Origin of the sequence: Nocardia sp. NPDC059154, from assembly GCF_042755705.1 — a bacterium.
Classification (GTDB): Bacteria; Actinomycetota; Actinomycetes; order Mycobacteriales; family Mycobacteriaceae; genus Nocardia.
In genome coordinates this window covers 18,071-32,081 of record NZ_JBHZCS010000038.1, presented here as the reverse complement: position 1 = coordinate 32,081, position 14,011 = coordinate 18,071, and the positions used below count along the sequence as shown (strand labels likewise).

General features: G+C 68.6%; 13 protein-coding genes and 2 pseudogenes. 8 read left to right on the top strand and 7 right to left on the bottom strand.

Annotation, left to right across the window (positions count from 1 at the left end; genetic code table 11):
* Positions 1–49: 49 nt before the first annotated feature.
* The 5 genes from ACFXN1_RS29385 to ACFXN1_RS29365 form a co-directional block, all read right to left on the bottom strand.
* Positions 50–331, bottom strand: coding sequence for a hypothetical protein (locus ACFXN1_RS29385; protein ID WP_379442603.1), 282 nt, complete (start codon positions 329–331; stop codon positions 50–52).
* Between the two features lie 150 nt (positions 332–481).
* The gene (locus ACFXN1_RS29380) at positions 482–1,627 is read right to left on the bottom strand and encodes an LLM class flavin-dependent oxidoreductase (RefSeq protein WP_379442601.1); all 1,146 of its coding nucleotides are present in this window, start codon (positions 1,625–1,627) and stop codon (positions 482–484) included.
* Between the two features lie 10 nt (positions 1,628–1,637).
* On the bottom strand, positions 1,638–2,633 hold the full coding sequence (locus ACFXN1_RS29375) for an ABC transporter substrate-binding protein (protein WP_379442600.1): 996 nt from the start codon (positions 2,631–2,633) through the stop codon (positions 1,638–1,640).
* The gene (locus ACFXN1_RS29370) at positions 2,630–3,433 is read right to left on the bottom strand and encodes an ABC transporter ATP-binding protein (protein WP_379442599.1); all 804 of its coding nucleotides are present in this window, start codon (positions 3,431–3,433) and stop codon (positions 2,630–2,632) included. The genes ACFXN1_RS29375 and ACFXN1_RS29370 overlap by 4 nt, the downstream gene beginning before the upstream one ends.
* Positions 3,406–4,218 carry an ABC transporter permease gene (locus ACFXN1_RS29365; protein ID WP_379442597.1) on the bottom strand — a complete coding sequence of 271 codons (813 nt, stop codon included), beginning with the start codon at positions 4,216–4,218 and terminating at the stop codon, positions 3,406–3,408. Before ACFXN1_RS29365 ends, ACFXN1_RS29370 begins: the two co-directional genes overlap by 28 nt.
* A 133-nt stretch (positions 4,219–4,351) precedes the next feature.
* Between ACFXN1_RS29365 and ACFXN1_RS29360 the strand changes: the two are divergent.
* Positions 4,352–4,588 (top strand): annotated as a pseudogene (locus ACFXN1_RS29360) (protein kinase); the annotation flags it as partial.
* A gap of 219 nt (positions 4,589–4,807) precedes the next feature.
* Here ACFXN1_RS29360 and ectB read toward each other — a convergent pair.
* Positions 4,808–6,055 (bottom strand): annotated as a pseudogene (ectB, locus tag ACFXN1_RS29355) (diaminobutyrate--2-oxoglutarate transaminase); the annotation flags it as partial.
* Positions 6,056–6,264: 209 nt separating this feature from the next.
* Between ectB and ACFXN1_RS29350 the strand changes: the two are divergent.
* From ACFXN1_RS29350 to ACFXN1_RS29340, 3 genes are all read left to right on the top strand, one after another.
* A complete protein-coding gene (locus ACFXN1_RS29350; RefSeq protein ID WP_379442595.1) occupies positions 6,265–7,068 on the top strand; it encodes an ABC transporter permease in 804 nt (267 codons plus the stop codon).
* Positions 7,061–7,876 (top strand): ABC transporter permease, encoded by an 816-nt coding sequence (locus ACFXN1_RS29345; RefSeq protein WP_379442593.1) that lies wholly within the window; start codon positions 7,061–7,063, stop codon positions 7,874–7,876. Before ACFXN1_RS29350 ends, ACFXN1_RS29345 begins: the two co-directional genes overlap by 8 nt.
* Before the next feature lie 104 nt (positions 7,877–7,980).
* Positions 7,981–8,862: an ATP-binding cassette domain-containing protein gene (locus ACFXN1_RS29340; RefSeq protein WP_379442631.1), complete on the top strand. Its 882-nt coding sequence runs from the start codon at positions 7,981–7,983 to the stop codon at positions 8,860–8,862.
* Here the strand turns inward: ACFXN1_RS29340 and ACFXN1_RS29335 are convergent.
* Entirely contained in the window at positions 8,826–9,467 is a 642-nt protein-coding gene (locus ACFXN1_RS29335) for a DUF4389 domain-containing protein (protein WP_379442591.1), read from the bottom strand. The two genes, ACFXN1_RS29340 and ACFXN1_RS29335, sit on opposite strands and share 37 nt — an antisense overlap.
* 331 nt (positions 9,468–9,798) lie before the next feature.
* Here ACFXN1_RS29335 and ACFXN1_RS29330 point away from each other — a divergent pair, with 331 nt between their 5' ends.
* Genes ACFXN1_RS29330 through ACFXN1_RS29315 form a run of 4 tightly spaced genes read left to right on the top strand, consistent with a single transcriptional unit; the run spans position 9,799 to position 13,754 of the window.
* Positions 9,799–12,303, top strand: coding sequence for a nitrate- and nitrite sensing domain-containing protein (locus ACFXN1_RS29330; RefSeq protein ID WP_379463715.1), 2,505 nt, complete (start codon positions 9,799–9,801; stop codon positions 12,301–12,303).
* A gap of 11 nt (positions 12,304–12,314) precedes the next feature.
* Complete coding sequence (locus ACFXN1_RS29325) at positions 12,315–12,743, top strand: roadblock/LC7 domain-containing protein (protein WP_379400929.1); 429 nt, start codon at positions 12,315–12,317, stop codon at positions 12,741–12,743.
* Positions 12,740–13,177 (top strand): DUF742 domain-containing protein, encoded by a 438-nt coding sequence (locus tag ACFXN1_RS29320; protein WP_379382751.1) that lies wholly within the window; start codon positions 12,740–12,742, stop codon positions 13,175–13,177. Before ACFXN1_RS29325 ends, ACFXN1_RS29320 begins: the two co-directional genes overlap by 4 nt.
* A 16-nt stretch (positions 13,178–13,193) precedes the next feature.
* Entirely contained in the window at positions 13,194–13,754 is a 561-nt protein-coding gene (locus ACFXN1_RS29315) for an ATP/GTP-binding protein (protein ID WP_354835302.1), read from the top strand.
* Positions 13,755–14,011: the final 257 nt, after the last annotated feature.

Genomic DNA, 14,011 nt, shown 5'->3' with positions numbered 1-14,011 from the left:
CGTTACTCGCACGCCACGCCTCTCCGCCCGGAATGCGGATCACCGACCGCTACCCGCGCCGGTCGGTGATCTCGCCCTCGAAGGCCTCGATGGTGGCGTCCGGGCCGGGTGCGATGCCGGTGCGCTCGAAGGCCGGGAAGAGCCGTTCGGCGGCGAATCTGTCGGCCGCGGCGGCGGATTCCCAGACGTCCACGATGTGCAGGGTGCCGTCCAGTTCGCCGACGATGTGCAGCAGGTTGCCCGCCAGGGGCTCGGGCCCCAGCGCCTCGTGCACCTCCCGGTACCGCTGCAAACCGACGCCGGGCGTGTGGCTGATGTGGATATAGGACATGGTCTTCTCCTCTCGGAGTCACCCGCGGTGGGTGCTGCCCGAAGCGTAGGAAGACCTGTCCCGCTGCCGCTTCCGCCGAATTACTCACGGCACGTACTCACCGGCCGCCGCGCCCTCGGGGTGCTGCGGCCGGGCCCGGCTACTTCGGGTCTAGCTGCTGGACGCGTTGGCGAACGGGGTCGAGACGGGAACGGCCGGGCGGCGGATCGGGCGCTGCCACAGGCCCTTTCGCTCCAGGATCGGCAGCACGCCCTCGCCGAACCAGTAGGCCTCCTCCAGGTGCGGGTAGCCGGAGAGCACGAAGTGGGAGATGCCGGCCTTCGAGTATTCGACGAGGCGTTCGGCCACCTCCGCGTGCGAGCCGACCAGCGCGGTGCCCGCGCCACCGCGCACCAGGCCCACACCCGCCCACAGGTTCGGGGCGATCTCGAGCCGGTCGGTGCTGCCGTTGTGCAGCTCCGACATCCGGCGCTGCCCCTCGGATTCGCTGTTGGCCAGGGCGTTCTGGACGCGCTCGATATCGGCCGGGTCGATCCCGGCCAGCAGCTTGTCGGCCACCGCCCACGCCTCCTCGGAGGTGTCGCGGGTGATGACGTGGATGCGCAGGCCGTAGTCCAGCTTGCGGCCGTGGTCCACGGCCAGCCCGCGGATCCAGTCGAGCTTGCGGCTGACCGCCAGCACCGGTTCACCCCAGGTGAGATAGGTGTCGGCGTACCGGGCCGCGACGGGTCCCGCCGGGGCCGAGGAGCCGCCGAAGAACACCGGCGGCACCGGATCGGGCCGATTGCTCAACAGCGCGTTCTCGACGTGAATGTGCTCGCCGCGGAACGTGACCGGCTCGTGCGAGTTCCACAGCGACCGCACCACATCCAGGAACTCTCCCGTCCGGGCGTACCGGGCCTCCTTGTCGGCGAAGTCGCCGTAGGCCGCCTGCTCCAGCGGTTCGCCGCCGGTCACCACATTGATGAAGAGCCGTCCCGCGGAATGCCGTTGGAAGGTGCCCGCCATCTGCGCGGCCAGGGTGGGGCTCATCAGGCCCGGGCGCAGGGCCACCAGGAATTTCAGCGTCTCGGTGGTCTCGACCAGCATGGCGGTGGTGAGCCAGGCGTCCTCGCACCAGGAGCCGGTGGGGGTGAGCACGGCCTCGAAGCCGTTGGTCTCGGCGGCCGCGGCGATCTGGTTCAGGTAGTGCAGCGAGGCCGGGCGGTCACCCGACATCGGGGTGCCGTGCCCGCCGGCCACCAGGCCGCGGGAGTCGCCGGAGGTGGGCAGGAACCAGTGGAACGACAAGCTCATGCGGGGACTCCTAGGAGGTGAATCGGTCGTTGTAGCGGGTGTCGATGAAGTCGGCGATCCGGACCTTGCCCGGAATCAGCTTGGCGTCGGAGAAACCGTCGGCCACTTGCTGTTCCGCGGCGATCGTCGCGTCATCGAGCGGGTGATCCTGGTAGTTGGCGCGGTTCACGGCCAGGAGCGTGACGTCGTAGGGCACCCCGGTGATGGCGGCCGACTGTTTGGCCCAGTCCTCCCGATGCCCGGTGATCCACCCGTGCGCACGCTGGATGCGCAACAGCAGGTCCCGGACCGCGGCCGCATTCGCCTTGTTCTGCAACGTCTTCGAGCCCGTGACGAAGAAGCTGTCCGGCTTCACGTAGCCGGTGCCGTCCACCAGTACCCGATTGCCGCTCAGTTCGGCCTGGGCCACATAGGGATCCCAGACCGTCCAGGCGTCCACCCGCCCGGTGGACAGCGCGGCGAGCGCGTCGGCGGGTTGCAGGTACTGCGGTTCGATATCGGAGAAGGTGAGCCCGGCCTTGGTCAGTACCGACAGCAGGTGGTAGTGCGCGGAGCTGCCCTTGGTGACCGCGATCTTCTTGCCGCGCAGGTCCTTCGGATCCTTGATCGACGAGTCCTTGGGCACCACCAGACCGTTCCCGGCCGCCCCGGAGTCGTAGGAACCGATGATCTTGATCTGGGACTTGGCCGCCGCCGCGAACACCGGCGGGGCGTCGCCGACGCCGCCGAAGTCGATGGATCCGGCATTGATGGCCTCGAGCAGGGGCGGTCCGGCGGTGAAGGTGGCCCATTCGACCTTGTACGGGAGTCCCTTGCCCTCGCCGGAGACCTCCAGCAGGGCTTGCAGCGCAAGACCTTTCTGATCACCGATGTGCAGGGTCACCTGTGACAGGTCCACCGATCCGTCCGCGTTCACGCCCTTGGTGTCGTCATTGCCCGACGAGCACGCCGCGCTGACGAGGGCCGTGGCGACCGCCAGGGCGGCGAACAGGCGCTTGGATCTCATTCGGTGGTTCCTTCCGGGGTGACACCCAGCTCGGCGAGCAATGCCGTACGCAGGGCCAGGAATTCGGGATGGTCGCGCCGGCGCGGACGCGGCAGGTCGATGGGGATCTCGCGGGCGATGCGGCCGCCGTCGAGTACCAGGGCGCGATCGGCCAGCAGCACCGCCTCGTCCACGTCGTGGGTGACCAGCAGCACGCCGGGCCGATGCCGGGCCCAGAGGTCCAGTACCAGGCCGTGAATCGTGATGCGGGTCAGGGCATCCAGGGCGCTGAAGGGTTCGTCGAGCAGCAGCAGCTCCGGCTCCCGGACCAGAGCGCGGGCCAGTGAGGCCCGCTGCGCCTCACCGCCGGAGAGGGTCAGCGGCCAGGCCTCGCCGCGGGCCGCCAGGCCCACCTCGGCCAGCGCGGCTGCGGCGGCGGCCCTGGGGTTTTCGTGGCGCAGTCCGAGAGTCACGTTGTCGCGCACGCGTTTCCACGGCACCAGGCGCGGTTCCTGGAAGGCGACCGCGACCTCGCCGGACACGGTGAGCTCGCCGCCGGTCTCGTCGTCCAGGCCCGCCAGTGCCCGCAGCAGGGTGGATTTACCGGAGCCGCTGCGCCCGAGCAAGGCCACGAACTCGCCGGGGCGGATGTCCAGATCCAGTCCGTGCAGGACCCGGCGTTCGCCGAAGTCCTTGACCAGACCCCGAATTCGCACCACCGGGGAATCGGCCGCTACCGGGGCCGCCGCCGTCTCCTCCAGTTCGGCCAGCGTCGCCGCGATCACCGAATCGGTCAGGGTGCCAGGAAGCTGCGTCGCCATGACAGCGCTCTCCTCTCGATGGAACGAACGAGCGCGTCGGTGAGCAGTCCGAGCACGCTGTAGACGAGCAGGCCGACCACGATCACGTCGGTACGCAGGAACTCGCGGGCGTCGTTGATCATGAAACCCAGACCCGCGTCGGCATTGACCTGCTCGGCGACAATGAGCGCCAGCCAGGCCACGCCCAGCGACTGACGCAGGCCGACCAGTGTCTGCGGCAGCGCGCCCGGCAGCACGATGTGGCGGATCAGGCCCGCCCGGCTCAGCCGCTGCACCCGGGCCAGCTCGGCCAGCTTGCCGTCCACGCCGCGGATACCCGCGAAGGTGTTGAGGTACAGGGGAATCGCCACCCCGAAGGCGACCAGCACGATCTTGGGCAGCTCCCCGATCCCGAACCACAGGATGAACAGCGGGATCAGGCCGTAGAACGGCAGCGTCCGCAGCATCTGCATGAGCGGGTCGACCAGGTACTCCCCGGCCCGGCTCAGCCCGGCCAGCAGGGCCAGCCCGATGCCGGCCACCGCGCCGATGACGAAGCCCAGCGCGGCTCGCTGCAGCGACACCGACACGGCCTTGGTGAGCGTGCCGTCCTTGATCAGGTCGACGGCCGTCTGCACGACGGTCACCGGGGAGGCGAGCAGCCGCTCGGGCAGTACGCCGGTCGCGCCGGCAATCTGCCAGACCACCACCAGCAGCACCGGCGCGACGAAGCGCGCCAGCACGGAGACGCTCGGCAGGCGTGGCCGGCCGGTAATGGGCCTGGCCTGCACGGCAATTGCGGACACGACAGCACCTCGGGCGAACGGGGACGGGGACGGTGGCGGCCGCGGGCCTTCGTCCGCCACACCCCGACCCTGCCGGTCCGGCTCCGCCCGGTCACCGGTTGTAATCCGCGTGATTCTGGGCTTGCCCCCGCCCCAGCTGCCACAGGTGGACGGCGACAGCCTGCGCTCACTGCTGCACCGGCACGGGCCGGGCACGCCGGAGGACGCGGTCGCGGTGGTCGAGCAGGTCGCCGCCGCGCTGGACGCCGCGCATCGGGACGAGCTGCTGCACCGGGACGTGAAGCCGGACAACATCCTTGTCACCCATGAGGGCTTCGTCTACCTGGTGGATTTCGGGATCGCGCAGTCGGTCTCCGACGAGTCGCTCACCTAGGACGGCGGGGCGGTCGGCTCCTTCCGCCGCGTTCGCGGTCCGGAATCGGCAGAAGTGCGCCTCGGGTGCGCCCAAGAACGACGCGGCCCTGCTCGCCTGGTTCCAGCAGCATTTCACGACATGGAAATAGGTGGTGCCGGGTTCCCTCCGCAGCTGGGGACCCGGGACAAGGTCGGCACCGGTGTGGGGGGTGGTCGGAGTCCAGTGGGCTTCGCGGAGAACTTCCACAACGCGGGTGAGAATGCCCAGGCCGTGGGTGATCTCGTCATCGCTGACGGTCAGGGGTGGGAGCAGCTTCACGACTTCGTCGTTGGCGCCGGAGGTTTCGACCAGCAGGCCGTGCTCGAAGGCGACCTGGCAGACCTTCTCGGCCTGCGAGGCGTCCTCGAAGACCAGGCCGTGCACCAGGCCGCGGCCGCGGGTGGAGATGCCGGTGAAGGATTCGGTCAGCGCGACCAGGTGCTCGTGCACGCGCGCACCCTTGGCCAGGGTGGCGAGCTGCAGGCGGTCGTCGGACCAGTAGTGGCGCAGCGCGACCTCGGCGGTGACGAAGGCGGCGTTGTTGCCGCGGAAGGTGCCGTTGTGCTCACCGGGCGCCCACTGGTCCAGGTCCCGGCGCATGAGCACCAGCGCCATCGGCAGGCCGTAGCCGCCGATCGACTTCGAGAGCGCGACGATATCGGGGGTGATGCCCGCGACCTCGAAGGAGAAGAACGGGCCGGTGCGGCCGCAGCCCATCTGCACGTCGTCGACGATGAGCAGAATGCCACGGGCCGAGCACAATTCGGACAGCTGCCGCAGCCATTCGGCGCGGGCCACATTGATCCCGCCCTCGCCCTGCACGGTCTCGACGATGACCGCGGCGGGCTTGTCCAGCCCCGACGAGCTGTCGTCGAGGGCGCGGCGCATCCACGAGAAGTCCTCGGGCTCATCCAGATAACCGTCGTAGGGCATCGGGGCGGTGTGCACCAGCGGGACGCCCGCGCCGGCGCGCTTGGCGGCATTGCCGGTGACCGACAGCGCGCCCAGCGTCATGCCGTGGAAGGCGTTGGTGAAGTTCAGGACGGTGGTGCGGCCGGTGACCTTGCGCGCCAGCTTGAGTGCGGCCTCGACGGCATTGGCTCCCGTCGGGCCGGGGAACTGGACCTTGTAGTCCAGCCCGCGCGGGACGAGCACCAGGTCGCGCATGGCCTCGAGCAGCCGGCGCTTGGCGACGGTGGACATGTCCAGGGCGTGGGTGATGCCGTCGCCGAGCAGGTAGTCGATCAGCGCCTGCTTGAGCAGCGGGTTGTTGTGGCCGTAGTTGAGCGCGCCCGCGCCGGCGAAGAAGTCGAGGTATTCCTTGCCGTTCTCGTCGGTGAGCCAGGCGCCGCTGGCGGTGTCGAACACCGTCGGCCAGGAACGGCAGTAACCACGCACATTGGATTCGAGAGCCTCGAAAACGTTCGTGTCGGCAATGGTCATCAGCGGTCCTAGCGTCGCAACTAAGTGAAACGCTGATGTTTCTATCACAGGAACCAGGCCGTGGAACCGTTTTCCCGCGAATCGGACGCGGATGCTCCGCGCGTGACGCACACCGCAACAAACCGGCATCGAGCATAACTCGGTCCCGCGCGAGGGGGCCACGCAACTCCATTGCACGACAACGACCGCACCCGTAGTGTCAACCTCTTGTGCGCAGCGACGTGGGGGTCTACTGGCAGCTGGCCAAGGCAGGGTTTCGCAGGCAATCGCATTACCGGCTCGCCATGCTGGCGGGCCTGTTCACCAATCTCGTGTTCGGCTTCGTGCGGGCGGCCGTGCTCATGACGGCCGTGCGCGTGAACAGCGGATTCGGCGGCTACGACCGCGGGACCATCGGCGCCTACATCTGGCTGTCGCAGGGGCTGCTGGGCGCCATCGCCTTCTGGACGCTGCCCGACATCGTGGAGCGCATCCGCACCGGGGACGTCGCCATCGACTTCCTGCGGCCGATCGACATCCAATTCGCGCACCTGGCCGAATATCTGGGCCGGGCGGCGTTCTCTCTGCTACCGCGCGGCATACCCAGCATTCTCGTCGGCGTGCTCACCTTCGGGCTCGCGTTCCCGGATACGCCGGGACCGTACGTGCTGGGCGCCCTCAGCCTGCTGCTGGCGATGACGCTGTCGTTCCTGTCCATGTTCGCGGTCAGCCTGGCCGGGTTCTGGCTCATCGAGACCCGTGGGCTGCGCGCTCTGCACATGATCCTGGGCACCTTCCTGGCCGGGCTGTTCGCGCCGGTGCACCTGTTTCCGAGGTGGTTGCGCGACATTGCCTACGCCACGCCCTTCCCGTCCATGCTGCAGTGGCCCATCGATGTGCTGTCCGGTCGCACGGCCGGCCGGGATGCGGTGGAAATCGTTGTCGTGCAATGCTTCTGGTTGGTCGTGCTAGTGGGCGCCGGGCAGCTGCTACTGCGGGCCGGGCGCCGCAAACTGGAGGTGCAGGGTGGGTGAGGCACGTCCCTCCCGGCTGACGCCCTACCGTGCGGTGCTGGGTTCCCGGGTGCGCGCGCAACGCGCCTATCCGCTGTCCTTCGCCGCGGATGTGGTGAGCGCCTTCCTGATCGGGCTGGTGGAGTTCGCCGAGATGTGGGTGATCTTCCACAATGTGCCCCGGCTGGGCGGCCTGGATCTCAACGCCATGCTGCTGCTGTTCGGCATGAGCAACACCTGTTTCGCCATCGCCGACATGGTGGTCGGGCACGCCGACACGCTCCCCACCTACATCCGGATGGGCAAGCTGGACGCCTTCTACCTGCGACCACAACCCCTGCTGCTGCAGCTCATGACCAGCGATATCCAGCTGCGCCGGGTGGCGCGCATCGCGGTGGCCGCCACCGTGCTGTCATTCGGCCTCGCACGCAACGACATCCAGTGGACCCCGGCGCACCTGGTGCTGTTCGCCGTCACGGTGCTGTCCGGAATCGCCATCTTCGCCGGGCTCTTCGTGTGCGCGGCCGGGGCGCAGTTCTTCCTCATCGACGGCGCGGAGCTGACCAACGCCTTCACCTACGGCGGGTCGTACGCGTCCATGCAACCCACCTCGGTGTTCCCGGCACCGATGAAACTCGTGTTCGGATTTCTGGTTCCGGTCGCCTTCACCTCGTATCTGCCCGCCATCGCGCTGCTCGGGCTGCCCGGGCCCGCCCTGCTGCCGAGCTGGCTGGCCTGGGCGGCGCCGGTGGCGGCGGCGTGGGTCTGGGCAGCCGCGCTGTTCCTGTGGCGACTCGGGACCAGGCACTATCAAGGAGGCGGCGGGTGAACGGTGACATCATCGATATCGAGGGCCTGACAAGGACTTTCGTACTGAGCAAGAAGGAGGGCGGCTGGCGGCGCCGGCGCGAGGTGCTCACCGCGGTGGACGACATGAGCTTCGGGGTCGAGCCGGGCGCGGCGGTCGGCTACATCGGTGCGAACGGGGCGGGCAAGTCCACCACCATCAAGATGATCACCGGCATCCTGGTGCCCTCGGCCGGTCGGCTGCGCACCTGCGGGCTGGACCCGGTGCGGCAGCGCCGCGAGCTGGCCGGGCGAATCGGCGTGGTGTTCGGGCAGCGCTCGCAGCTGTGGTGGGATCTGCCACTGCGCGAATCGTTCTCGATCCTGGCCGCCATCCACCGGCTCACCCCGGCGGCGGCGCGCACCCGCACCGCCGAGCTCGTCGAGCAGCTGGAGATGGGCGGCACCCTCGACACCCCGGTCCGGCAGCTGTCGCTGGGCCAGCGCATGCGCGCGGAAGTCGCGGCGGCTCTGCTGCATTCGCCCGAACTGGTCATTCTCGACGAACCGACCATCGGCCTGGATGTGCTGTCCAAGCAGCGATTACGCGAATTCCTTCGCTACGAGCGCAGCCAGCGCGGCACCACCCTGCTGCTCACCACCCACGACATGGGCGATATCGAGCGGCTGTGCGAGCGGGTGCTGGTGGTGGATCACGGCCGGCTGGTCTACGACGGCTCACTGACCGGTCTCGGCGCGACTGTCGGTGCGCAACGGGTGCTCACCGTCGATCTCGCCGACCCCACCCCCGACCTGGCCGACCTGCCCGGCGCCAAACTGCTCGACAGTCAGGGCGCGGGCATGCGGCAGCGGCTGGCCTTCGACACCGAGACCACCACTGCCGCACAGCTGCTCACGGCCGTCTCGGCACGCGCCGAGGTCCGCGACCTGTCCATCGAGGAACCCGATATCGAGGACGTGGTGCGGCGCCTCTACGAGGCCGCGGCGTCGGGCTCCCTCGCGCCCTGATCGAGCCGGAACGGCGGGTAGGCGTCGGTCATCAGGGACGCATAGGCGCGCACCCGCACCGTCCAGCGGTTGACGCCCATGGCGAAGTCGTACAGACCCCGCGGATACGCGCCGGTGAACAGCAGGCCGATGACGGCGACGATCAGCAGGATCGGCAGCAGTGACAGCTGATTGCGGCCGCCGCCCATGAACGCGGCGACGATCAGATACTGCGGAATCGCCAGCAGCCACCACTTGATCAAGACCATCCAGCGATTCAGTTGCTCGGGATAGTCGACTTCCAGATCAGCCGGGTAGTCCGGATCGGGTTGCAGGCTGAACGGCGGGTAGCGGTCGGTTCCCAGTTGCGAGAGCGCGTAGAAACGCACTCGCCAGCTCCAACGCAGCACGCCGACATTGAAATCGAAGAGCCCTCTCGGATACGAGCCGGTTATGAGGATCGCGAAGAAAGCGATGATGCTCACCACGAGATACGCGATGCTCAGGAAGATCAGCACAACATAGTGTGGAATGGCGAGTATCCACTTGACTATCCACATCCAGCGGGACAACCCCGGGTCGAGGTCTCCTCGCACACGCACCGGATAAGCGGGACTGGGCTGCATGTCCGTCACTCCTCTCGAGCGCGGCGGCCTCCTTCCGGCTGCCGCCGGAACAGCGGTGAGCCGTTGTTCACCCCAATGTTTCCCCGGCGACGCGAAGATCACATCTGCTTCTCACACATTGTGACCAGATTTGTAATAGCGCGCGCGACGGCGAGTTCCGCACACCACATCGACTTGTTTCGAATTGCGGCCCGGGGTCGGGTGTGCGACGTTGCTGACTATTCTCCATGTGCCCGGCCCGGGTCGGCACGACAGCTGATTTACGGGAGACCGAGTGAGAGTGCGTCCGGCGAAACTGTTGCCTACAGGTAACGCAAAGCTCACGCCGCCAATGGAATTGATCCGGCCACGCACTATCCGGGCTCGTCTGCGCCGCATTCTGATCCTGTCGGTGGCGCTGGTTCTGGCGCTGCTGACGATCGTCATCACCCGCGAGGTGAACGACTACCGCGACACCGGGGACACCGCCCAGTCGGTCCATCTCGCGCTGGCGGTACAGGACCTGGTCCACGAGGTGCAGCGCGAGCGCGGTCTCACCAATGGACTGCTCGGCGGCGACAACGCGTCCCGCACGGCGCTCGGCACTCAGCGCCTGGCCACCGACAGCGCATTGCAGGAGCTCAACTCCACGCTGAACCAGCAGCCGCCGGGCGCCGATCTGGTGCGCACCGCGCTCCAGCAGTTCTCCGGAGTGACCGCCACGCGCGCCGATGTGGACGCCGGTCGCGCCGACCGGTCGGCCTCGTTCACCTTCTATACCAATGCGATCGGCACGCTGAACCAGGCGCGGCCCGGCCTCGATCACGCTCTCGACAGCCGGCTGTGGCGGGGGCTGCAGAGCCTCTACGCGCTCGGCGACGTCAAGGAGTTCACCGGTCAGGAACGCGGCTTCCTCAACGGTGTCTTCGCCGCGGGCGCGTTCGCACCGGGCGAGTACGTGAAGTTCCTCGATATCCGAGCGGCCAAACAGGCCGCGGTGACGGCCTTCGAACGCGATGCCACACCCGCGCAGCGTTCGCAGCTCTACACCGCGATGCGAACCGACGAGTCGGCGCGGGCGGGCGACGCGGAGACCATCGCCCTCGCCTCCGAGCGCGGTCCGATCACCGAATCGGTCAACCCCGCCGACTGGTGGCGCCAGATGAGCTCCATCATCGACGGCGAACGTACCGTCCAGCGCAATATCGGCGGCGAGATCACCTCCCGGGCAAGCGAACTGCGCCGCGACGCCGCCCTGCGCCTGTCCCTCTACGTGCTGGCCGCCCTGCTGGCCATCGCCGCCGAGGTGGCGCTGGTGATCGCCACCGTGCGGGCGATCGTGCGGCCGCTGGCCGAGCTGGCCGAGGAGGCCGACCGGGTGGCCGGTAAACGACTGCCGCAGCTCATCGAAGCCTGGCAGACCTCCGAGGGCGCGGACCCGGACCCGCCCGAACCGGTGCGCGCCGATGAGAGCGCGGGTGCCGAGATCGTGTCCGTGGCACGGGCTTTGGACCGGGTGCAGACCACCGCCTACGAACTCGCCTCCGCGCAGGCGCGGCTGCGCCGCAACAGCACCGAATCCATGGCCAACCTGGCGCGGCGCAATCAGAATCTGGTGCGCCGCCAGCTCGGGCTGATCAGCGAGTTCGAGCGGGAGGAGCTCGACCCCAGCACACTGGCCAACCTCTTCGAGCTCGACCACCTGGCCACCCGCATGCGGCGCAATGCCGAGAGCCTGCTGGTGCTGGTCGGCGAGTCCAGCCCGCGCCGCTGGTCGAAACCGATTCCGCTGACCGACGTCATCCGCGCCGGCCTGTCCGAGGTCGACGATTACCGGCGGGTGGTGCTGCGCCGGGTGGACGAGATCTCCATCGCGGGCGCGCATGTCAGCGAGGTCGCGCACATGCTGGCCGAACTCATCGAGAACGGGCTGTCCTTCTCCCCGCCCGATCTGGAGGTGGAGATCTACGGCCGCCGGCTCGGCTCGCGCTACATGCTCGCCATCGTCGACCACGGCGTCGGCATGCCGCCCGACCAGCTCAGTACCGCCAATGCCCGCCTGCGTGGCGAAGCCGACTTCCTCGTAGCGCCCACCCGCTTCCTGGGCCACTATGTGGTCGGCCGGCTGGCCCGGCGCCTGGGCATCGAGGTCGAGCTCACCGTGTCCCCCACCAGTGGCGTGGTGGCCCGGCTGCTGCTGCCGGGCGACCTGCTCGGCGACCCCGGCGCGGAACTTCCCGCCCCGCCCGAGGATTCGAAACACGCTGCGGGCGCGCAGCTTCCGACGGTCGCCGACACCATGCCGGACCCGAAACCGGGCCGCCACAGCTCGGGGCACACCCCCGGCTCCGGCGATACGGAACGCCCGCGGCCTGCGACACCCGTCCACGACGACGTCGCCAATGGCGCACCCGCGAGCCCGAACTCGATCAAGCTCGTTCCGCTGCCCACCCCCACCCCGACCGCTCCGCCGCACACCCCGGCGGCCCCACCGCACGCCACCGCCGCCGAGCGTCTCTTCGGCGGGCCGACCACGGGTTCGTTCGCCATTCAGCTGCCGACGGCAGGGCCCCCGGCGGGCCCGGTTCCGGCGAGCTCACCGGGAGCGACGACCGAGGTTTCGGGAGCTGTCCCGGAGGTGCAACGTACGCGAAACGGTCTCGTCAAGCGGAACCGGAAGACTCGCGAGAATCCGGGCGTCACACCGGGCGGCGCCCAACCGGCGGCCGCACGGCCGGCCGCCCCGCCGGTCGCGGACCGCTCCCCCGACGAGATACGCAGCATGCTCGCCGGATTCCGGTCCGGCCATCAGCGCGGGCAGACCGGCGAACCGCCGCGGCCCGGATCGACAGCATAGGAGGACACCGGGTGACGACCCACTACACCGACACCGATCCGCACACTTTCAACTGGCTGCTGGCCGACTTCGTGCGTACCACCGACGGGGTGCGCGACGCCGTGGCGGTGTCCTCCGACGGACTACTCATGGCCATGTCCCAGGGCCTGGACCGGACCGCGGGCGACCGGCTCGCCGCCATCGTCTCCGGGCTCACCAGCCTGGGCCGAAGTGCTTCGCGCAGTTACAATTTCGACGGCCTGCGGCTGATCATGATCGAGATGGGGCGCGGATTCCTGCTGGTCTCGGCCATGAGCAATGGCAGCTGCATCGGCGTGATCGCCGACAACGGCGCCGATGTGGGCCTGGTCGGCTATCAGATGGCCGTGCTGGCCGACCGCGCCGGCGCACTGCTGACCCCCGCCCTGATCACCGAATTGCGGGAGTCCTTGAGCCGATGAATGATTCGCATCGGTTGCCGGACGCGCGCATGATCGCGCCCGGCCGCCCGCGCGGCTGGTCCGGTGCCGCCGCGTCCGAAAAACCCACGCGAGATACGAGATTGGCCGACGATGAGGAACAGGTGGTGCGACCGTTCATGATGACCTCGGGGCGCACCACGCCGGTAGTCGACGGCCTGCGCATCGAAACCCTGGTGCGCGCCACCCCCGCGGCGCTGTCCGCGCCGCTGCGGTTCGAGCTGGAACGGGTGGTGCGACTGTGCCAGCGCCCGCACTCCATCGCCGAAATCGGTGCGGCCCTGCGGGTTCCGATCGGGGTGGCGCGGGTGCTGGTGAGCGATCTGGTATCCGAAGGACACGTCTCGGTCGGCCGGACCGATGAACTCTCCACCGCTGCTCTGGAAAGGATCCGGGACCTTGTTCGGAACCTCTGACCCCGCCGACGTACCGCTGGCCTCCTCGGTGAAAATCGTGACCAGCGGTGGATTCGGCGTCGGCAAGACCACTTTCATCGGAGCGATCTCGGAGATCGAGCCGCTCGCCACCGAAGCCGCCATGACCGAAGTGTCGGTGGGACTGGACGATCCGGGCCTGGCCACCGGCAAGACCACCACCACCGTGGCCCTCGACTTCGGCCGCATCACCCTCGACCCCAGCCTGGTGCTCTACCTGTTCGGCACCCCCGGCCAGGAGCGATTCGAATTCCTCTGGGACGACCTGCTCGACGGCGCGCTCGGCGGCGTCATTCTGGTCGACACCGGCCGCGTCGAGGACTGCTACCCCGTGCTGGACTTCTTCGAGCAGCGCGGCACCCCGTTCGTGGTGGCGGTCAACCGCTTCGAGGCCGGACCGCGCTTCGCGCTCGACGAGGTCCGCGAGGCGCTGGACCTCTCGCCCACCATCCACCTCATGGATTGCGATGCCCGCGACCGTGAATCGGTGAAACTTGTCCTGGTGGCCCTGCTCGAGCAGATCCTCCAGGCCCGCCGGGCTCCCGCCCTGGCCGTCTGACAAAAAGATCGCCCCGGATGCGAACGCACCCGGGGCGATTGCCCGAAAACCCTTCGCTCTATTGCGAATTAACGGCCGAAGGATCCCGTCCACAGGGTGTTGAGCAGACCACCCAGGGCCGCGCTACCGGTGTTCAGCACGCCGTTCAGCGCAGCGGAACCAGTCTGGATGATAACCGGGATCATGTTTCAACCTCTCTCTAGTGGACGCCGCCGTCCGGGATTTCCGTTCGGCGACCGGACCCACACTGCCGAGGG

What these genes read in the sequence shown, in the direction of transcription:
- ACFXN1_RS29385 (WP_379442603.1), bottom strand. Translation starts at nt 331, where the DNA reads ATGTCCTATATCCACATCAGCCACACGCCCGGCGTCGGTTTGCAGCGG.
- ACFXN1_RS29380 (WP_379442601.1), bottom strand. Translation starts at nt 1,627, where the DNA reads ATGAGCTTGTCGTTCCACTGGTTCCTGCCCACCTCCGGCGACTCCCGC.
- ACFXN1_RS29375 (WP_379442600.1), bottom strand. Translation starts at nt 2,633, where the DNA reads ATGAGATCCAAGCGCCTGTTCGCCGCCCTGGCGGTCGCCACGGCCCTC.
- ACFXN1_RS29370 (WP_379442599.1), bottom strand. Translation starts at nt 3,433, where the DNA reads ATGGCGACGCAGCTTCCTGGCACCCTGACCGATTCGGTGATCGCGGCG.
- ACFXN1_RS29340 (WP_379442631.1), top strand. Translation starts at nt 7,981, where the DNA reads ATGAGCTTCGGGGTCGAGCCGGGCGCGGCGGTCGGCTACATCGGTGCG.
- ACFXN1_RS29335 (WP_379442591.1), bottom strand. Translation starts at nt 9,467, where the DNA reads ATGCAGCCCAGTCCCGCTTATCCGGTGCGTGTGCGAGGAGACCTCGAC.
- ACFXN1_RS29330 (WP_379463715.1), top strand. Translation starts at nt 9,799, where the DNA reads ATGGAATTGATCCGGCCACGCACTATCCGGGCTCGTCTGCGCCGCATT.
- ACFXN1_RS29320 (WP_379382751.1), top strand. Translation starts at nt 12,740, where the DNA reads ATGAATGATTCGCATCGGTTGCCGGACGCGCGCATGATCGCGCCCGGC.